Annotated in this window: 20 protein-coding genes, 1 tRNA gene and 1 other RNA gene; 14 read left to right on the top strand and 8 right to left on the bottom strand. The window is 44.0% G+C overall.

The genetic code is table 11. From position 1 onward, the window contains the following. Positions 1–651: 651 nt before the first annotated feature. Positions 652–1,293: a hypothetical protein gene (locus ACWB0I_RS04390; protein WP_479386821.1), complete on the bottom strand. Its 642-nt coding sequence runs from the start codon at positions 1,291–1,293 to the stop codon at positions 652–654. A gap of 21 nt (positions 1,294–1,314) precedes the next feature. Between ACWB0I_RS04390 and ACWB0I_RS04385 the strand changes: the two genes are divergently transcribed. The 13 genes from ACWB0I_RS04385 to ACWB0I_RS04325 all read left to right on the top strand — a co-directional run bounded on the left by ACWB0I_RS04385 (position 1,315) and on the right by ACWB0I_RS04325 (position 14,716). Then, positions 1,315–2,094: a hypothetical protein gene (locus tag ACWB0I_RS04385; protein ID WP_479386820.1), complete on the top strand. Its 780-nt coding sequence runs from the start codon at positions 1,315–1,317 to the stop codon at positions 2,092–2,094. A gap of 945 nt (positions 2,095–3,039) precedes the next feature. Then, positions 3,040–3,113 (top strand) — tRNA-Ile (locus ACWB0I_RS04380). A 145-nt stretch (positions 3,114–3,258) separates the two neighbouring features. Beyond that, complete coding sequence (locus tag ACWB0I_RS04375; RefSeq protein WP_479386819.1) at positions 3,259–3,966, top strand: zinc ribbon domain-containing protein; 708 nt, start codon at positions 3,259–3,261, stop codon at positions 3,964–3,966. A 23-nt stretch (positions 3,967–3,989) separates the two neighbouring features. Beyond that, an RNA gene (gene rnpB, locus ACWB0I_RS04370) (RNase P RNA component class A) lies at positions 3,990–4,411 on the top strand. Positions 4,412–4,425: 14 nt separating this feature from the next. Then, positions 4,426–6,153, top strand: a complete 1,728-nt coding sequence (recJ, locus tag ACWB0I_RS04365; protein ID WP_479386818.1) for a single-stranded-DNA-specific exonuclease RecJ — start codon at positions 4,426–4,428, stop codon at positions 6,151–6,153. After that, the gene (locus tag ACWB0I_RS04360) at positions 6,131–6,961 is read left to right on the top strand and encodes a RodZ domain-containing protein (RefSeq protein ID WP_479386817.1); all 831 of its coding nucleotides are present in this window, start codon (positions 6,131–6,133) and stop codon (positions 6,959–6,961) included. Before recJ ends, ACWB0I_RS04360 begins: the two co-directional genes overlap by 23 nt. 91 nt (positions 6,962–7,052) lie before the next feature. Beyond that, positions 7,053–7,541 (top strand): TlpA family protein disulfide reductase, encoded by a 489-nt coding sequence (locus tag ACWB0I_RS04355; RefSeq protein WP_479386816.1) that lies wholly within the window; start codon positions 7,053–7,055, stop codon positions 7,539–7,541. Position 7,542: 1 nt separating this feature from the next. Continuing rightward, the gene (gene ggt, locus ACWB0I_RS04350; protein ID WP_479386815.1) at positions 7,543–9,216 is read left to right on the top strand and encodes a gamma-glutamyltransferase; all 1,674 of its coding nucleotides are present in this window, start codon (positions 7,543–7,545) and stop codon (positions 9,214–9,216) included. Between the two features lie 10 nt (positions 9,217–9,226). Next, positions 9,227–9,529, top strand: coding sequence for a hypothetical protein (locus ACWB0I_RS04345; RefSeq protein ID WP_479386814.1), 303 nt, complete (start codon positions 9,227–9,229; stop codon positions 9,527–9,529). Beyond that, positions 9,510–11,087, top strand: coding sequence for a two-component system sensor histidine kinase NtrB (locus ACWB0I_RS04340; RefSeq protein ID WP_479386813.1), 1,578 nt, complete (start codon positions 9,510–9,512; stop codon positions 11,085–11,087). The genes ACWB0I_RS04345 and ACWB0I_RS04340 overlap by 20 nt, the downstream gene beginning before the upstream one ends. A 285-nt stretch (positions 11,088–11,372) precedes the next feature. Further along, entirely contained in the window at positions 11,373–12,377 is a 1,005-nt protein-coding gene (gene rfaE1, locus ACWB0I_RS04335) for a D-glycero-beta-D-manno-heptose-7-phosphate kinase (protein ID WP_479386812.1), read from the top strand. Then, entirely contained in the window at positions 12,370–12,867 is a 498-nt protein-coding gene (gene rfaE2 / locus ACWB0I_RS04330; RefSeq protein WP_479386811.1) for a D-glycero-beta-D-manno-heptose 1-phosphate adenylyltransferase, read from the top strand. Before rfaE1 ends, rfaE2 begins: the two co-directional genes overlap by 8 nt. Next, a complete protein-coding gene (locus ACWB0I_RS04325) occupies positions 12,857–14,716 on the top strand; it encodes a lytic transglycosylase domain-containing protein (protein ID WP_479386810.1) in 1,860 nt (619 codons plus the stop codon). The genes rfaE2 and ACWB0I_RS04325 overlap by 11 nt, the downstream gene beginning before the upstream one ends. Before the next feature lie 269 nt (positions 14,717–14,985). On the opposite strand, the gene ACWB0I_RS04320 is transcribed toward ACWB0I_RS04325, so the two are convergent. The 7 genes from ACWB0I_RS04320 to ACWB0I_RS04290 form a co-directional block, all read right to left on the bottom strand. After that, positions 14,986–15,381, bottom strand: coding sequence for a thioredoxin family protein (locus ACWB0I_RS04320; RefSeq protein WP_479386809.1), 396 nt, complete (start codon positions 15,379–15,381; stop codon positions 14,986–14,988). Position 15,382: 1 nt separating this feature from the next. Then, the gene (locus ACWB0I_RS04315; protein ID WP_479386808.1) at positions 15,383–15,598 is read right to left on the bottom strand and encodes a hypothetical protein; all 216 of its coding nucleotides are present in this window, start codon (positions 15,596–15,598) and stop codon (positions 15,383–15,385) included. A gap of 17 nt (positions 15,599–15,615) precedes the next feature. After that, positions 15,616–15,825, bottom strand: coding sequence for a DUF1858 domain-containing protein (locus tag ACWB0I_RS04310; RefSeq protein ID WP_479386807.1), 210 nt, complete (start codon positions 15,823–15,825; stop codon positions 15,616–15,618). A 164-nt stretch (positions 15,826–15,989) separates the two neighbouring features. Continuing rightward, entirely contained in the window at positions 15,990–18,608 is a 2,619-nt protein-coding gene (clpB, locus tag ACWB0I_RS04305) for an ATP-dependent chaperone ClpB (protein ID WP_479386806.1), read from the bottom strand. Between the two features lie 143 nt (positions 18,609–18,751). Next, on the bottom strand, positions 18,752–18,910 hold the full coding sequence (tatA, locus tag ACWB0I_RS04300; protein WP_479386805.1) for a twin-arginine translocase TatA/TatE family subunit: 159 nt from the start codon (positions 18,908–18,910) through the stop codon (positions 18,752–18,754). Between the two features lie 131 nt (positions 18,911–19,041). Continuing rightward, a complete protein-coding gene (locus ACWB0I_RS04295; RefSeq protein ID WP_479386804.1) occupies positions 19,042–19,248 on the bottom strand; it encodes a GxxExxY protein in 207 nt (68 codons plus the stop codon). Between the two features lie 200 nt (positions 19,249–19,448). Beyond that, positions 19,449–19,925, bottom strand: a complete 477-nt coding sequence (locus ACWB0I_RS04290) for a helix-turn-helix domain-containing protein (RefSeq protein ID WP_479386803.1) — start codon at positions 19,923–19,925, stop codon at positions 19,449–19,451. 100 nt (positions 19,926–20,025) lie between these two features. On the opposite strand from ACWB0I_RS04290, the gene ACWB0I_RS04285 reads away from it, so the two are divergent. Next, positions 20,026–20,196 (top strand): helix-turn-helix domain-containing protein, encoded by a 171-nt coding sequence (locus tag ACWB0I_RS04285; RefSeq protein WP_479386802.1) that lies wholly within the window; start codon positions 20,026–20,028, stop codon positions 20,194–20,196. Positions 20,197–20,386: the final 190 nt, after the last annotated feature.

Here is a 20,386-nt window from a genome sequence, read left to right as displayed (position 1 = left end):
ACCTGGCCAGCGGCGTGTACATTTACCGTTTGACCACGGAAAAAGGTTTTGCGCAATCAAAGAAAATGATGCATATTAAAAAGAATGAAAAATGTTGAATTTTGAATTAAAATTGAAAACGGCTTAGTCAAGAAAGTTAAATTTCTGTAAGCCTCTGGTTCAAAAGGGCCAGTGGCTTTTTTATCACAAAGGACACGGAGGAGGCTCAGAGAGCACTGAGGAAAATAAAAAATACAAAATCTCCGTGTCTTTTGTTGCTTCTCTGTGCACTTTGTGGTAAAAAGCGCCAGAAGTTAAAAATTAATTTTTCAAGCGCCTCTTGACAGCAATTAAATTTTTTTTATATCTGAAATCAGTATTTTTAATCTAACTTCCGGATTTGTGTTTAAGCAATCCGTTCTTTATTAAAATGTTATGTTTAATCCCCATGGAAGGCCAGGCCAAAAGGGACTTTTAGAATGTTAAAGAAAGGCCATGTTATGGGGAGCGACCGTATTATTAAGGCCAGTTATTTAAGATTTTGTCCATTGTTAGTCTTTACTCAAATTTATTTGTTTAAAATAATAGCTGGTGTACAGCCGTACCCCCCCCCGCATTGCGCATGGAAAAATTCCCACCATCGCCTTTACACACAAAATTCAACTATTCAACTTATATCATCTTAACGTTTCCCTTGTTAACGGCCGTTCGCCTCCGTAAATTAGCAACGCCCACAACCGTACAAACAACAGGAGTAATCCCATGCAAGGCAAAAACAAAAGAACTTTTTCCTTTTTCCTTTTTCTTTTTTCCTTTTTCCTTCTTTTTTATTCTTGCAAAAAAAGCACCGACCCCGTTTACAGCCCGCAGAACATGCAGCTTCAGGTATTGGACGTTTCCTGCACCGGAGCCTGGCTGAGCCTTAAAACTAAAACCGATTACCTGAATAAAACGCTCAAACTGTTTAAAGACGATAAACTGATTCTGGAAAAGCCCCTGACCACCGCCGATAGTCTGCTGTACGTGGACGGTCTTTGGCCCAACACCGGTTACGAATTCAGGGCCGATCTTTACGATGGCGGAAAACTCCTTGCTAAAAGCGTAACCGTAACCGCCACCACCATGGACACAACCAGCCACGACTTTGAGTGGCAAACCTTTGAATTTGGCGGGCAGGGCGGCAGCAGCAGCTTTTACGACGTGGCCATTATTGATGAAAACGATATTTGGGCGGTAGGTGAAATACACACTAAAGATACCGATCAATGGAACGCCGACAGCACGAAGTGGGTGCAGCCCTACAACGCCGCCCACTGGGACGGGGAAAAGTGGGAGTTGAAGAAGATAGATTGGGATGGATATGTTTCTGAGTTAACTTGTGTTTATGCTTTTTCAAATAATGATGTGTGGTTTGGTGTTACAAATTTAATACACTGGAATGGAAGTAGATTTGAAAAAAATTGGAATCCTGTTTTAAATCAATTTTATGATAAAACAGTCAACAAAATCTGGGGCACTTCGGATCGTGATTTGTACATCGTGGGCAATGGCGGTTTAATTGCGCATTACGACGGGCAGAAGTGGCAGCGGATCGAGAGCGGGACAAATTATGATATTCACGATATTTGGGGAGATATTAATATTCATACAGGTAAATTAGAAATATTAGCCTTAGCCTCTCAGATGTACTATGGAAGAGGTCTGACTCTAATAAGAATTAATGATGAAACAATTAGCCATCTGGATACGACAGGATTAAGGATTGCCGAACAAAGTGTATGGTTTAAGGCTGGGAAGGATTATTACATAACAGGAGATGGTGTATTTAGAGCACAACATCCTTATTGTGAAAAAGCGGATTGGCAGTATTTGAGCGGACATCCCAAATTATGGAAGAGCAACATTCGTGGCAGTGATGTTAATGATATTTTTGTGGTAGGCGCTTATGGTTTGGTTTCACATTTTAATGGATTAAGCTGGAAACATTATACAAATGATGAATTACCTACTTTTTATGGCGAATTTACCGCAGTAAAAATAAAAAATAACTTTGTAGTAATTGTAGGTTATAAAAATGAATTAGCCTACATATTAAAAGGTGTAAGAAATAAATAGAAAGGGAATATTATGAAAAGATTAATCAACATCAAAGTATTGATTTTGTTAATGATGCCTATATTTCTCTTTTCACAGGCAATTCATATTTTTAAAAATAGTACTTTACAGGACAAAAATTGGGCACAGTGTTTTGAACCGTGATTTGCTTGATTCTGAACCTTGATTTGCCTGATTTCAGGATTACCAGGATTTGGCTTGTCTGAGGTCGGAAATTTGTCCCTGATATTTGGCAATGCACTTTCCGTTGAGCAACGTAATCAAGGCCATCTTTCAATCCCATTAATCCCGGTTCAAAACCTGACCGTGATTTGCTTGATTCTGAACCTTGATTTGCCTGAATTCAGGATTACCAGGATTTGGCTTGTCTGAGGTCGGACATTTGTCCCTGATATTTGGCAATGTACTTTCCGTTGAGCAACGCAATCAAGGCCATCTTTCACTCCCATTAATCCCGGTTCAAAACTGATTTTGAACCTTGATTTGCCTGATTTCAGGATTACCAGGATTTGGCTTGTCTGAGGTCGGAAATTTGTCCCTGATATTTGGCAATGCCCTTTCCGTTGAGCAACGTAATCAAAGCCATCTTTCAATCGCATTAATCCCGGTTCAAAATATCTCGAAGGGCCGCGCTGTTTTTCACAGATCTTTGGGATGAAAGAACGCTTAAAATGCACGGGATTCATCATCTCATTTTGCGGGAATAGAACGACCGGCTCCCACCGCCTGGATGGGCATAACTTGCCCTTTCACAAAATAATTTTTAATTCGTAAATTTTAATTAATAGAAGCTCTTTTGTACATTCATGGCTTTGTAAATGATTAATGGTTGTTACTCTGATGACTCAGTTATTATTCTATAAGATTGTCAGGGGATATTCAGAATTGAAAAAATTTGATTTGATTTTATAGGGTTGGTTTGATAAATTAAATGCTCGTTAGTCAGGGCCCATAGCTCAGTTGGTTAGAGCGGCCGACTCATAATCGGCTGGTCCGGGGTTCGAGTCCCTGTGGGCCCACAAATCAAAAAATTTTAGGAACATTGATGAAAGGAATTCCAGAAGAATTTCAGCAATCAGGTCAGAATTTAAGTTTCATTTTAAAAAGTGCATTCGCATATATGGTGAATGCACTTTTTTTATATAAATCAAGGAGGTATTGAAATTGCAAAAAACATTGTACGCTCTGGTTGAGTTACAAGAGATTGATAATCGGTTGGACGAATTGCGGGCCGAACGCGGCGACTTACCTTTAATTGTTGAAGAACTGGAAAATAAATTTAAACAAAAGAAGGAACTGTTAGAAGAGAAGAATCAGCTGCTTAAGAGTACTAAAGTGCGCCAGAAAGAGCTGGAATTGCTGATCGAAGAAGCCAAGGCAAAACTGGAGCAGTTTGAGGAAAAATTGTATCAGGTCAAGACTAATCGTGAATATGATGCGATTATGGCAGAAACGGATACGACCAAGGAAAAATTGCAGGAAAGTGAAGAAGAACTGCTTAACAACCAGGAAATGATCGAAAAACTGGAAGAGGAAATCGAGCAATTAAATAAAGAGCTGGAAAAGATTGGAGCCGAATTAGAAGAAAACAAGGTAGAGCTGGAAAAGAAACTGACGGCAACGGCCGAAGAAGAGAATTTACTGAATAATGAACGGGAAATTTTGATCAAAAAGACCGATCCACAGATCATTAAAACGTATGAGTTGGTACGCAGTGCTCGAGACGGACAGGGCATAGCGCGTGTGGAAAACGGCGTCTGCGGTGGCTGTTTTTCCTATATTCCGCCGCAAAAAATTGTAGAAATTCGTAAAATGGAGAAGATCTACACCTGCGAATTCTGTGGACGGATCCTGGTTTACGTTGAAGAGTAAAATAAAAAAAGGATAAATAGGTCCGGATGAACCGGGTGGCCGCTCCGGGTTCTACGGCCCGGGGAGGAAAGTCCGAACATCGGAGGGCAGGATTCCCTGAGAAATCAGGGGCAGCGTATCGCTGACGGAGAGTGTCGCAGAAAAAATACCGTCCCATCTAGGTGGGATAAGGGTGAAAAGGTGAGGTAAGAGCTCACCACTCCGTTCCAGCAGGAATGCCCATGTGGTACCAAAAGCGGAGGTAGGACAAACCCAATCTGATGCAAGACCAAATAGAGAAGGATCCCGTTTTCACGGGGGCGTACGGCCCGGTGCGCGTCCCGATTTTTTTCGGGGCACACTTCAGGGTAGGTTGCTCAAGCCAATCGGCAACGGTTGGCTAAGATAAATGGCCACCATCCCGCGCTGCGGGATACAGAATTCGGCTTACAGGTTGATCCGGACCTGTTTAAAATTACAATGATTTATCAATGGATTCTTCCACCGAAAATCAGGGCCGAACGCGTTCAAAAAGTAGCGCGCAAGTTCGATCTGCCTCCCGTCATCGCTCAAATCCTCATTCAGCGGGGTATTGACACACCAGAAAAAATCAAGAAATTTTACGATCTGAGCCTCGAGAACCTCTACGATCCCTTTCTGATGTCCGGAATGGATGTGGCTGTGGAGCGCATTATTCGTGCTCTGCGTGACGGCGAAAACATTTTAATCTACGGCGACTATGATGTGGATGGCGTGACCAGTGTGTCTATTTTGTACGATGGCTTGTTCTACCTGGGAGGCAAAGTTTCTTTCTTTATCCCCAGCCGTTTTCGGGAAGGCTACGGCGTTTCGGTAGAAGGAATTAAGGTGGCTAAGGAAAAAGGCACTTCTTTGATCATTACAGTGGATTGCGGCATTACAGCTGTGGATGAGGTGGAATTTGCCCGCGAACTGGGTATGGATGTCATCATTTGCGATCACCATGAACCGAGCGAAACCATCCCGGATGCTGTGGCCGTTTTAAATCCCAAATTGCCTGGAAATCCCTATCCCTTTAAGGAACTGGCCGGTTGCGGTGTGGCCTTTAAAGTGCTGCAGGCATTGACCTATAAGTTGAAGTTGGATCGTAATTTTCCCAATCAGTACCTCGATCTGGTGGCGTTGGGTACTGCGGCTGATATTGTTCAACTCCTGGATGAAAATCGGATTTTCATGTATCAGGGCTTAAAAATGATCAATCAAAAACCACGTCCTGGACTGATGGCGCTTTTAGAGACCAGTGGTTTGTTGGGCCGGCCCTTAACCGTCAACACAATAGTCTTTGTTCTGGCGCCGCGCTTAAATGCCGTGGGCAGAATGTCCAATGCCAAAAAAGCTGTTCATCTGTTAACCACGCGCAGTTTTCAGCAGGGGCGAAACATTGCCCGCATTCTGGAGTACGAGAACCGAAATCGTAAAGATATTGATGAAATTACCTTTGAAGAAGCCCTGGAATTAATCCATAATGAGATCGATCTCGAATCAAAACGCGTGCTCGTTTTAGCCAAAGAAAATTGGCATACGGGGGTAATTGGTATTGTGGCTTCGCGCATCATGGAAAAGTTCAACCGGCCTACCATTTTGATTTCCATCCAGGATGGCGTGGGGAAGGGTTCTGCCCGCTCCACAGGCAATTTCGATATCTACGAAGGGTTTAAAAAGCTGAAGCATTTATTTATCAATTTTGGCGGCCACAAATTTGCTGCCGGATTGACCATTTTACCGGAAAATATTCCCATTCTTGATCGGGAAATTAATATGATCTCCGAAGAAGAACTGGACATTGAGCAACTGATTCCCAAATTAAAAATCGATGCGGAATTGACCTTTGACCAACTGAATGCGCGCTTTTTTTCTGCTTTGCAAAACCTGGCCCCTTTTGGACCGGGCAACATGCGCCCTGTGTTTGTCTCCTACGATCTGAAACCTTATGGCCTGGTCAGCGTTGTAGGGCATAACCATTTAAAAGCCAAATTTAAACAAAATGCCATTGTGCTGGATGCCATTGGCTACAATTTGGGACATTTAATCGATTTACTTAACCAGCCCAACGGTCAGATTAGCTGTGCTTACGTTCTGGAAGAAAATCGCTGGAACGGCAAAACGGCTATTCAGATGAGGCTTAAAGATATTGAGGTGAAAAAGGATGGAAGAGGAAAAAACATTTAATCAAATTTTAGAAGAACTCAAAAATTTGCGTGAAGAAAAAGGAATTTCTCTGGAGCAAATTGCCGAGCAAACTAAAATTAACCTTAAATTTTTAAAAGATTTAGAAGCCGGACAATGGCAAAATCTGCCCAAAATTTACGATCGTTACATTTTTAAAACCTATCTAAAAAAAATCAAAGCGCAAAATACACAGGAATTACTCAATCTTTTTGATCGCCAAACGGGACGCCTGCCCGGAAAATCAACTGTAATGAAACAACGTAAGGCCCAAACGCGTAGCGAAAGAAAATTAGTGTTTGGCTTTACCGTGTTAAAATTGATCTACATTGTCATTCCCCTGCTCATTATTATTCTCTTGCTGGTGATCTTTTTTCAAAACTACAATCCCCAGGAAAAATCGGGAAATAAGACAGTAAGAGAGCTAACAGCCATGGATATTCTGAAAGCGTCGTCCCCAAAGGCCATCGTGTCCCTATCCGCAGAAAAGAATCAGAAGGACAGTCTGAACCTAAACATTGTAGCGCGGGAACGGTGTTGGCTAAGGTACATTAAAGATCATGCGGACACAAACGAAGTAATTCTTTCTCCAAGAACTCCATTGAACATTAGCGCTGATTCGGTTCTGGAGATGCGTATTGGCAATCCTGCTGGTATTACTCTACAGATGGCCAATCAAACATTCGATAGCCTGGCTGCTCCGGGGCAGGTTATTTCTTATTTAAAGATTACCCAATCCGGTATTGTAACCAAACGCATTGTGAAACCTAAAAAAAAGGTGGTTAAAAATGAAGTCGCACCCGAACAATAGATTGCCGTTGGTAATGGTCTCAAACTTAAGCTTAAATTACGTTTTTGGGGGGCAAAGCATCAAAAAATTACTTTTAACCCTTGGGGTATTAATGATTTTTTTGACAGCCTGTACTATGGTCACAGGACAGAAAAAATTAGTTTCTCAAAAAGTAACAAGGGATGGCCGCGAAATGCTTTATGGTAAAATTTCTTTGGAACAGCTTTTTTTCGATTACCCGGACTGGCAGCAGGAATATCAGAACTATGTTCCCAACGCTAGGGTTATTCAAAAATTGAAGCAGTTAAAACCAGACGTTAAGGTGCTTATTTTCCTGGGCACCTGGTGCCCGGACAGTAAGAGGGAAGTCCCTCACTTTTTTAAAATTCTGGATGAGGTCAGGTGGTCTTCTTTAAAAGTGGAAATGTGGGCGGTCGATCGTAAAAAACATTTAGCGAATGATCTGCCCCAAACCTATAAGATTGAATACGTACCCACTTTTATTTTTCTCCAGAACGGTCAGGAAATCGGGCGCATTGTGGAAAGTCCTCAATCTTTGTACTTAGAAGAAGATATTCTGAACATCTTGAACAGGAAATAAGATGGTTGTGCTGAAACGTTTCTTCCTTATTTTATTGTTTGTCCAGAGTCTGTTTGGACAAAATTTCAGACCGGTCAGAGCGGGAAAGGCACTGGTCGTTTCAGCCGATCGCCTGGCCAGCGAGGTGGGAATTAGCATCTTAAAAAAGGGTGGCAACGCTGTGGACGCCGCTGTAGCTGTTGCCTTTACGCTCTCTGTAACTTACCCCAACGCCGGCAATATTGGCGGCGGCGGTTTCATGCTGATACGCAGCCCGCACAATCAACTGTTTGCTCTGGATTACCGGGAAAAAGCGCCTTTAAAGGCATCTGCCGATATGTATCTGGATGAACAGGGGGAGGTTATTCCAGGAGCCAGTTTAATCGGCTACAAAGCCTGTGGCGTGCCCGGCACGGTTTATGGTCTGTGGATGGCCCACCAGCGATTTGGCCGTTTGAAATGGAAAGAGTTAATTAAGCCGGCTATCCAGTATGCCAAAAAAGGCTTTCAGCTGAACGCTTTTCAGGCCTGGAGTTTGAATCAGGCCAGAGAAAAATTTGTGGAGTTTCCGGCTTCGCGGCAGATTTTTGTCAAACAAGATGGCGCATTTGAAGAAGGGCAAATATTCATTCAAAAAGATCTGGCCAGAACATTGCAACGGATTGCCAAAAGAGGAATACACGATTTTTACATTGGTCAGACAGCGCGTTTAATAGCCCGCGATATGCAGGAAAACGGAGGGCTGATCACTCTTGATGACCTGGCAAATTATCGGGCCGTGTGGCGTGAACCGATTGCCATTCACTATCGCGGTTACGATGTCTTTTCCATGCCTCTGCCCAGTTCCGGCGGCATCTTGTTAGCTGAAATTTTAAACACTCTGGAATCATTTGAACCTGCCAGGCTGGGATTAAATTCCTCCAAATACATTCACTTATTAACCGAAATTGAACGCCATGCTTACCGCGATCGGGCGCTCCTTTTAGGAGATGCTGATTTTATTCCGGTTCCTGTGCAAGAACTTATTTCTAAAGCCTATGCCGATACCATCCGTCGTCATCTCTCTTTATTGACGGCCGGGGAGTCCAGACCAGAGCGACTGTTTCAAGGCAATGAATCGGCTCAAACCACCCATTTTTCGATCGTTGATCAGGAAGGTTGGGCCGTTTCCAATACCTACACGTTAAATGGCAATTATGGCAGCGGCCTGGTTATTGCCGGAACGGGCATTTTGATGAACAACGAAATGGACGATTTCAGCATTCGGCCCGGTCATCCCAATATGTTTGGCCTGGTAGGCAATAAAGCCAATGCTATTGAGCCGGGCAAGCGCATGTTAAGTTCCATGACGCCTACGATTGTTACCAAAAATGACAGTCTATTTATGGTGCTTGGCTCGCCTGGCGGTTCTAAGATCATTACCACAGTAGCTCAGGTTTTGATCAATGTGATTGATTTTAAATTGAATATTCGGCGGGCCATTGAAACGCCCCGATTTCATTTTCAGTGGCTGCCAGACACCATTTTCTTAGAAAATTACGGGTTCAATCGTGATACAATACACAACTTAAGAGCCGAGGGATACCGAATTTCTTTTATGAACGGTATGGGACTGGCTCAGGGTATACTGATTAACAAGAATGGGCGCTGGGGCTGGAGTGATCCCCGTGGTGCCGGATTTGTAAGCGGATATTAAGGAGGTTGAGATGGCTCAAAAACAGAAAGAAAAAAAACAAAATAAACGCGAAGAAACGGAAGAACCTCAATTTCCGGAAAAGGTGGAAAAAATCTTTAAGTACATCTTAAAAAGTTTGAGCTGGACAGTGGGCATTGCCTTCGTTCTGGTAGTTCTATTACCTGAATTTAACTCTCCCTTGTTAGACAAGATAACGCGTATTTTCTATTTAACGGGCATTAGCTGTCTGCTTCTGTTTCTGATCATCGAATTTTTCGCAATAGATATTAAAAATCTGATAAACAGGCTACTCAATGGTAGAGCTAAAGCCTAAAATATTGTTGATCGATGATGACATCGATCTACAGGATACTCTTAAAACTTTGTTAATGCATGAAAACTACGATGTTTACACCTGCTCAAGCGCCCAGGAAGCACGCCAATTAATGACCCAGCATCAGTTTGCCGTTTTATTGCTGGATATTTACCTGCCGGATATTGATGGTCTGGAATTTATTCAATCGATTCAGAAGGATGAGTTCGACAGCCCGGTGGTAGTGATTACCGGGAGTTCCGATATTGAAAAAGCGCAGAGGGCCATCCGCATTGGCGTTTTCGACTACCTTGTAAAACCTATTAAGAACCGGCAATTGCTCCAGGTGGTGGCCAATGCGGTGATGCACTATTTTTTGCTTCAGGAACGGAAGAATTTAGAAAAGCAGAAACAACTTTACCAGAAACACCTGGAAGAGCTGGTGGCTCAAAAAGTGGAAGAGCTGAGGGAGTCCGAATTAAAGTACAAAAACCTGGTTGAGCAATCGTTGGTAGGTGTGTTTGTTCTGCAGGATAATCAGTTTCAGTACTTAAACCGAAAAGCGGTAGAAATATTTGGCGGTGAATCCATCGAACAACTGTATTCCAGAAGTCTGCTGGACTTTTTTGTGGGCGAGGACCGTTCGGAACTACAGAGTAAGTTACAAAGTTGTCTCAGTGGCGAGGCTCCCAATGTACAATTCGTGATTCCGGCTCAATTACCCAATGGCCAGCAGCGGATGCTGCGCCTGTGGGTGGCTCCGATTCAATATCAGAAAAAGCCGGCCATCGAAGGCATTGTCATCGACATCTCTGAACAGGTGAAAGCCCAACAGCGGGAACAGCTGCTGGAACTCCAATTGATGAACGCCCATAAAATGGCGGCCATCGGCAACTTAGTGGCCGGTATTGCCCACAATCTCAATAATCCCATCGCCATCATTCAGGCCAATGCCGAATTGCTGAAAATGAAAAATCCGGACACGCCAGAGGTGGACAAGATCATTGAACAGACCAGCCGAATGACCGACCTGGTGCACACCATTGTCATGAAAGGCAAACGAGAACAGAGCCTGACCCGTGAAAATATCAATTTAAATACCCTCATTAAACAGGAACTGGAATTCTTTAACGCCAATCTCTTCTTTAAACATAAGATTAAAAAACAACTGGAATTAAATCCCAACTTGCCTTCGTTCAAGGGGCGCTATAGCGACTTTTCGCAAATTTTTAATAACTTGATTGACAACGCCATTGACGCCATGCTCAACTCGGAAGTTAAAATTCTTAAAATTACAACGGATTTTGACGAAGAACATATTGTTTTAACCATTTCGGATACAGGGTGTGGCATGGAATCCAGAACTCGTGAACACATCTTTGAGCCCTTCTTTACAACTAAAGCTAATCCTCAGGCCGAGGGCCAAACTGCCGGAATTCCCAGCGGCTCTGGACTGGGTTTGAGTATGGTTAAGACCATGTTGAATGAATATCAGGCCAGCATTGATGTGCAATCGGTGCTAAATAAAGGAACTACGTTTACCATTTTAATCCCTTACAAACCCGATGATGTTCAATAAAATGCCATTCTTCCATTTTAATCTTTCCTCTTTAATCTTGCTTCTTTTTTCATTTTTCCTTTTACCTTTGAAGAGAACCCACCCCTAAACCCTCCCAGGAGGGGAACTTAGATCTGCCACTCTCAGGAGGGGAAGTTTACTGCGCTAAATTATTGTTTTAACCTGCCAGACGATTAGTTTTGATTAAATCAATATTTTTGTTAAATTTGACTCTTTAATGGTTTGGAAGAAATCATGGTTGGTCAGTAAGTCTTTCAATCAGAGCGTAAAATAGGGAGATTACGATTGGTACGGTTTAGTCTGGAGCGTCTGGAACAGATTTTTTCCGGATTTCAGAATAAAAAAATCATGGTCATCGGCGATTTGATGGTGGATGAGTATTTGCGGGGCAATGTGCATCGCCTCTCTCCAGAAGCGCCGGTGCCGGTTGTAGAGATCGATCAAGAGTCCTACCATTTAGGCGGCGCGGCCAACGTCTCCATCAATCTGAAAACATTAGGTTGCCAGCCCATTACCCTGGGGCTCATCGGACAGGATCGGGCGGGGGACATTCTGCTCGATCTGCTAAAAGAAATACACCTGATTACAGATGGAGTGGTGCGCACTGCCGATCGTCCCACAACCTTGAAAACACGAATCATCGGAGATAATCAACATATTGCGCGCGTGGATCGAGAAAAGATCGAATATGTGGATGGCGAGCTGCAAAATCAGTTGTTCGAACGTTTTGATGCCCTGTTTAACCAGGTAGAAGCCATCATTTTAGAAGATTACAACAAAGGGGTTTTGAGCAAGGCCTTTATCCGGCATGTCACGCGCCAAGCGTCTCAAAATAATAAGCCCGTTCTGGTGGATCCTAAGTTTATCAATTTCCTGGAATTCCATGACGTGACGGTCTTTAAGCCCAATATTAAAGAAACGGTACACGCTTTAGGAAAACCGGTGAGCAGCGATGAAGAGGTGGAGCAGGCAGGTCAGGAACTGCTGGATTTACTGAATGCAGAGTGTGTGCTTATCACCCGAGGCGGTAGGGGAATGTCGCTTATTGAAAAGGGGCGGAAGGCCAACCACATTCCTACGCGCACACGTAAAGTGGCGGATGTCTCCGGAGCTGGCGACACGGTTATTAGTACGATGGCTGCGGCCCTGGTAGGTGGGGCCACCTTCAGAGAAGGGGCCACCATGGCCAATTACGCTGCCGGACTGGTCTGTGAAGAAGTGGGTATTGTTCCGGTAAAAGGGGAAGAACTGTTCCGACAATTAAAACAAGATCAATTAAAATATGCGTGAAATAGTAGATTTTCAACATATCGAACGCTTTATTGAAGATTTGAGAAGGAAGTATCCGGGCTGTACGATTGCTTTTACCAACGGCTGTTTCGATTTAATTCATCGCGGGCACGTGGCTTACCTGGAAGCGGCCAAAGAACAGGCCGATTTTCTGGTGCTGGGTCTGAACTCTGATGCTTCTGTTCAACGATTGAAAGGAGAAGAGCGTCCTTACATTCCCCAGGAGGACCGGGCCTTTGTTCTTTCCCGTCTGGAAGCTGTGGATGTGGTTTGCATCTTTGAGCAGGACACGCCGCTGGAATTGATTAAACGCGTAAAACCCGATGTGCTGGTCAAAGGTGCAGATTACCGGCTAAACGAGATCGTAGGGCGGGATGTGGTAGAAAAAAACGGTGGTAAAGTTTTAACCGTTCCTTTAATCAAAGGACGGTCTACTACGAGTATTGTAAACAAGATCAAACATAACACAGGGAAGATGAATGATTCTTAAAAAAATATATGTTTTAATTGGCACCATAATTATTTTGCAGGCTTGTGGAGTCAATACTTTTGTGCAAAAGCAAACATTACCCAAAACCTCTTTGCCCCATTCTCTGCCCGATAGCTTGTGGGTTTCGCAAAATCTCGTTTTGCGCATGGAAAATCTGAAAAGTTACTACAATGATGCTTTGCAAAAACTGGCAGAAAAAGACACGATTGGCGCTCAGATTTATTTTGAACAGGCTTTTAATCAGTTGGCTGAACTCTCTGATGAAGATCGCAACACGCTTTCCTATTGGGAAGAATTGGATTCGTTGATCCAGGCCATGGACAGCACCTATCAACAAATTTACCTTGGCGCCGGACCGGAGCAGGAGCTCGAGGCCGAAGAAATCCGAGAAGACATCACGCAATTGGAAGAGCTCAATTTCCCGGATTCAGTTCTCTTTGGGGAGGGGACCGTAATCGATAGCTCGGGTCCCATTCCCATCACCATCAATTCCAAAGTACGCTTAGCCATCAAATATTTTCAGACCAAAGGGCGTAAGGTGTTCAGTCGCTGGTTACAACGCAGCGGCCGTTACGAAAAGATCATCAAACAGATATTAAAAGAAGAGGGTGTTCCCGAAGATATCTTTTATCTGGCCATGATCGAAAGCGGTTTCCAGCCCAGAGCCCGATCCTACGCGCGGGCTGTGGGCATCTGGCAATTCATATCATCCACCGGACGTTATTACGGCTTACGCCACAACTGGTGGTTTGATGAACGCCGCGATATATTTAAAGCGACCAGAGCGGCCGCCAAACATCTGCGCCATCTTTACGAGGATTTTGGCGACTGGTACCTGGCCATGGCCGGCTACAATTGTAATCCCAAAAAGGTGAAGTACAACATCCGGCGCTATCGTACGCGCGATTTCTGGAAATTGAGACGCTTACCCCGTCAGACCAAAAACTACGTGCCCACGTTTCTGGCGGCGACCATCATTGCCCGTAATCCGGAAAAATTCGGTTTTTTTGTCAAGAAAGATCCCCCTCTGGAAATCGATACCGTACTCATTTCCGAATCGGTCGACTTAAATGTTATTGCCAATATTGTGGATACCACTTACGCTTTTATAAGGGAGATCAACCCGGCTGTGTTGCGCTGGGTAACCCCGCCTGGGGTAAAGAATTTTACACTATACTTACCGAAAGGAACAAAAGAAAAATTCAAAACCGAATATGCTAAAATTCCGGATAACAAGAAACGTTCCTGGGTCAGGCATCGTGTGAAATCGGGGGAAGCGCTCTCCCTGATCGCCAGAAAATACCATACCACTGTGTCGGTCATTAAATCGATTAATAAACTGAGGAGCAATTTTATTCGGGCCGGCCAGTACCTGCTGATTCCTGTGCCCCAGAACAGGGCCCATTATTATGCTTCGCTGAATAAGCGGCGCAGCCGCAAATCCAGCCGCCGCAAAAGTCTCAGTCGGGCCAGTGTGATCCCTAAAATGCCCGGCGCCAAAAAGGTGATTTACCAGGTTAAACCGGGCGATACCCTGGGCGATATTGCCGAACGATTTAATACACGAGCCAGCTACATTCGCAGATGGAATGGCTTACGATATGGGGAGTACATCTATCCCAAGCAAAAACTTACCATCTGGGTGGTTAAGAATCTCTCAGGTAATAGCAAAGCAAAAGACAAAGATAAACTCGATGAGAAGGCTACCTATTACACTGTAAAAACAGGGGATACCCTGTGGGATATTTCCCGGAAGTACGGCATCTCAATTGAAGAGCTAAAACGGCTGAATAACATGCGTTCGGTTCGCATCCGTCCGGGTGATAAAATTAAAGTCTCTCAAAATTAAAATACACCTTTCAAAGGTTGGCAAGCGTTGACCTGCTCAAAATGATATTTAGACCGATCGCCAGTGCGAGACCGACCCTCCAGAAATTTGGAAGGTATTCCTGTTTGGGCAGAAATGGCATGGCGGCTGAATATCAGAAATAGCCGTAATGGTCCTGAACAAAGGAAGGGATTCTTGTTAGCACTCCATTTTCAAGGCCATTTTACGGCACTGCGGAACAAGGAAAAAAGGATGCTCTTCGGTGAATGGCCCGTTGGTGATTGAACCCTTCAGCTTTCATTCAACAGCTTGCGAATGAATGATTCGTTTTTAGCTCCGACCACAAAGGATTGGATTTTATTGTCTTCCACCAGCACCAACGAGGGCGTTCCCATGATGCCAAATTTTTTCCCAATTTCCATATCATGCGCCAGATTTATCTTAACAATGTTGTCAAATTCTTTTTGCAAACGATCGATAACGGGCGTCATGACTTTACAGGCCGAGCAGCTTGGTGTGTAAAAGTAGAGCAGGGTACGGGCGTTTCGGGCCAGCGCGCCGCCCACCTTCCCACCGATGGCAGGAACTGCTTTGCCTCGTTTCAACAGGCCCTGCAGCCGCGCGTAGATTTGAATGAACACCATAAAACCCACAAAAGCCATTACAATGTAAAATAAAACTTTCATCTTATTTTGCTTCTTCCTTTTTTTCTGTCTTTGTTTTTTTAGTGTCCCAGCCTAAAACCAGACCGGCGCCCAGACCGTAACCGGTCATTAAGTAAGGGTTGCTGGTAATGGGGCAGTTGTTGCCCACACAACCGATGAAATAGTAGTAGGCGTAACCGGCTGCCATGCCTAAAAAAGCAAAAATGAGCAGCTTTTTCCATTTTAAATTCTTAAACAAGATTGGCCCTTTCTTCATCATTTTTTGTCTATTAACGAATTTAATTGTACAATAATTTCGGTCATCCGGTCTTGCATGCCCTTTTCGATGATCCGCTCTTTTAAGGTGCCCCAGACCGGTTCACCGCACACCATGCACTGGATGCCCATTTCCTGCATGGGCTTGATTAATTCGGGATGCTCTTCAACGATTTCTTCTATGGTCATATCCGCCTCAATCCTGGCCATGGCTTTCTCTCCTAAGTTAAACATGTCTGAACTGAGGTGTTAGATGCGCAAATCGCCTGTAAGGGGCAAAGAAATGGGTCAACCTCAATCCACGTTCCAGCTTTGGCATCAAGTGCCGGTTTCTTAGCAAAAAGAAAAGGGGATGCTGATGCATCCCCTTCCTATTAAGCCGCCTGTCGCTTCTTGCTGAATTGCAAACCGCTGGCATTGGCAGAGATGAGCACCGTGTCGCCAGGCGCCAGATGACCGGCAATGACCTCTTTGGCCAATTCGTTGACCAGTTCTTTTTGCATTAAGCGTTTGAGTGGTCGGGCACCAAATGCCGGATCGTAGCCCTTTCCCACCAGATATTCCACAGCGGATTCATCTAACTCAGCAGAGAGATCCTGCTGTTCCAGCATCTTCTTAATGCGTTCAAATTGCAGACGAACGATCTGCCGCATGTCATCTTTGTTCAAAGGTCTGAACACGATGATGTCATCGACGCGGTTCAGGAATTCGGGCCGTAGATTCTGTTTCAGGAATTCGATGACATTTTTGCGAATTTCTTCGTACGTTTCTTCCAATCGTTCCTGGGTGATGTTCTCAGTTTTTTCGCGGATGTAACTGGCGCCCAGGTTCGAAGTCATGATGATGATGGTATTTTTAAAGTCCACTGTCCGGCCTTTATTGTCCGTTAGACGACCGTCTTCCAGCACCTGCAACAGGATGTTAAAGACCTCGGGATGTGCTTTTTCGATTTCATCCAGAAGCACCACAGAATAGGGTTTACGACGCACCTGCTCGGTTAACTGTCCGCCTTCTTCATAACCCACATAGCCCGGCGGCGAACCGATCAGACGCGATACCGAGTGCCGTTCCATGTATTCGGACATGTCGATGCGGATCATGGCGTTTTCATCATCAAACAGGAATTCGGCCAGCGCCTTGGCTAACTCGGTTTTACCAACACCCGTAGAACCCAGGAAGATGAAGGAACCGATCGGTCGGTTCTGATCCGCCAATCCGGCGCGCGAACGACGTACGGCGTCTGATACGGCGACGATGGCCTCTTCCTGGCCGACCACGCGTTGACGTAGACGATCTTCCATTTTTAGCAATTTCTCTTTTTCACTCTCCAGCATGCGTTGTACCGGAATACCCGTCCAGCGCGAAACAATTTCAGCGATGTCTTCTTCATCCACCTCTTCTTTGAGCATGGGGTTGTCCTTCTGGATTTCGGACAATTTCTGATTTAGCTGTTCAATCTCTTTTTCCGCTCCTGGAATCAGGCTGTAACGAATCTCGGCCACGCGGTCCAGCTTACCATCGCGTTCCGCGATTTCCATTTCTGTTTTGAAATCTTCGATTCTGGATTTCAATTCGCGGATGCGCTGAATGGTCTCTTTTTCCGCTTTCCACTGAGCCCGTAATTGTTTGGCCTTTTCTTCCAGATTGGCCTTTTCCTCTTTCAGCATCTCCAGCCGTTTTTGAGATGCCTCATCTTTTTCTTTTTTCAAGGCCATCATTTCGATTTCCAGTTGTTTAAGGCGACGTTCCACATCATCCAGTTCTTCCGGCATGGAGTCGATTTCGATGCGCAGCTTGGAGGCCGCCTCATCGATCAGGTCGATGGCCTTGTCCGGCAAAAAGCGATCGTTGATGTAACGTTTGGACAGCACGGCTGCGGCTACCAGAGCCGAGTCTTTAATGCGCACACCATGATGCACTTCGTATTTTTCCTTGAGCCCGCGCAATATGGAAATGGTATCTTCCACCGTAGGCTCATCAATTAAAACCGGTTGAAAACGGCGTTCCAGAGCTGCGTCTTTTTCGATGTATTTCCGATATTCATCCAGGGTTGTGGCGCCAATCGTGTGCAATTCGCCGCGGGCTAGAGCCGGTTTAATCATATTGGAAGCGTCCACAGCGCCTTCGGCTGCGCCTGCGCCAACGATGGTGTGTAACTCATCAATAAACAGAATGATCTGGCCTTCGGCTTCGGTAATCTCTTTGATCACGGCCTTTAAGCGTTCTTCAAATTCGCCGCGGAACTTAGCGCCGGCGATTAAGGCGCCTAAGTCCAGAGCTACCAGTCGCTTGTCCTTTAAATTTTCCGGCACATCGCCGTTTACAATGCGGTGGGCGATGCCTTCCACAATAGCGGTTTTACCAACCCCCGGATCGCCAATCAACACCGGATTGTTTTTGGTGCGTCGGGAAAGCACCTGCAAAACGCGACGAATCTCTTCATCCCGACCGATGACCGGATCCAGCTTGCCTTTGCGTGCCAGCTCGGTTAAATCACGCGCGTAGCGTTCCAGCGCCTGATACTTGGCTTCCGGATTTTGATCGGTTACGCGCTGGTTACCGCGAATTTCCATCAAAGCGCGCAAAATCATCTCGCGCGTTAAACCAAAAGAGCTGAGAATGCGGCTGGCATCGCCTTCTTTTTCTTCGCTGATGGACATAAAGAGATGTTCGGTACTGATGAACTCGTCTTTTAAGGCACGCGCCTCATTAAACGCGTTGTTGATTACCTGATTGGCGCGACGGCTTAAATAAACCTGTCCGCTACCCGAAACACGCGGAAACTTTTCAATAGCCTGTTCAATCTTTTGCTCTAATTGAGGAAGCGGTACCCCGTATTTTTTTACAATGGCCTGAACCACTCCCTCCGGATCGGAAAGCAACGCCTTTAAGATGTGTTCGGGCTCGATCTGTTGCTGCCCGTAATCGGTGACCAGACGTTGCGCTTCGGCTATGGCTTCCTGCGCTTTAATCGTAAATTTTTCCATGTTCATTTTCTATGTCCTCCTTTATTTTTCAATTTTTTTCAGAAAGGAATGCAAAAGGAGTGCCATTACTTTTTTCAGGGAAATATCCTTGAAGTGGAAGGCGGTTATTTAGGCCTGGTTGTCAATATGACAAACAAACTTACTATTTGTCAGTTGTGATCTTCATTCCTGTCCGCTTCTTTTAATCCTTTTTTAAATGATCTGAAACTCGACCCCAGGCTTTTGGCCAGTTGGGGTATCTTTTTGCCTCCGAAAAGGAGAAGAATGATTACGGCAATAATCAGAATCTCTGTAAACCCAAAGTTCATGTTTTGTTTCCTTTCGAATCAATGGCCGATTTCTAAACTTGTTGTGCTGCAGCTGCTCTACAAACGGTACCTTTTTTAAGAAAGCGACTGCAAAACTTTTGCTCTGCATAATTGAAACGGTGTTTTCAATATTAACTTTCCTGAAGATTGTTTACCACTCTTTTAATACCATTTTTTTGTAATGTAACGTTAAAATTAATCAACATTCCCAATAGACAAGTGGACAGTTTTAAATAGGTTAGAATTTGTGCAAGATGAATGTCGTTCAATGCCTCGACAGATTTTACTTCTTTTTCTACGAAAAGGTCCACTTCTAATTTAACTTCTTCATAAATCAAGATTAGGGGATTGAGATAAAGTTAAGAGAAAATTGAGATAATTAAGTAAAGGAAAAAAATGAAATTATGACTAAAAAACATGTATAATAAAAAAAGAGAAAAATATGACATAATGCGATAAATTTGAACACACCTCCCTACCTTTTTATATTCTTAACCCATCATTGTGCCTTCTTACAGGCGTTTAATAGTAAAAAAAATTAAGTCCTCTTTAAAAGTAGCTCTTTAAGAATTTTTATTTGGCCAACAAGCTCTCTATTTTCAAGCTCAAGTTCTCTAATTTTAACTTGAAGAGCTTGCAGGAGAGCTGTATCCTTTTCTTCATCCTGGTCGATTTTTTTTAGCTCTGATTGCAGGCGCGCTATTTCCTGCCGGAGGCGGGCGATTTCCTGCTCTTTGGCCCGGTACTCTGCCGCATGGTCGTTTACTGCGCTGGCGGACGACTGCTCCAGAAACATGCTGCCCTGGCCGGTGAGAAGCCAGCCTATATCAACATCACACATTTGTGCGATTTTAGTTATCAAAATAGCATCAGGTATTCTTTTACCTTTTATATAATTAACTAATGCATTTTCTGAAATTCCTAATAATTTAGCTATATCCTTCTGTGTTTTACCAGATTTTTTAATAGAAGATTTTATTCTTGCACCCAACATTCGTTTTATTTCTTCACCCATAACACCACACTTGTATTATTTTTTCTTGACACAATACAACATACGTTGTATATTTGTTAAAAAACATAAACAAAAATTTTAAAATAAAAAGGACGACGTCATGCCAATCCTTAAAAATAAGAAAATAGTGAACCAATCCGAGATCGCCCGCAAGCTTGGCGTTACGCCCCAATACGTTCACATGCTGCTTACCGGGAAACGCAAGAGCGCCAAGTACGAAAAGGCTATCAAAGAACTGATAGACCGTGAATTGCGCGGCGAAGCCGCGTAAAACTCAACCGCAGGAGGTTAGCCATGCTAAATATAATTTTCATATTAACGATTCTCAACACTTGTCTTTTATTGATTTTACTTACCAAAAAAGAAAAAGACGACAACATCGAGAGAACACTCGATGAAAAAAAATTAGATCGTCTTATATCTTCTAATAATAAAGCAAAATAATAAACAAATCAATTAAA

This window comes from Caldithrix sp., assembly GCF_056497305.1.
Note: the sequence above shows the minus strand (reverse complement) of the source record. Positions and strands in the feature narration are given on the sequence as shown.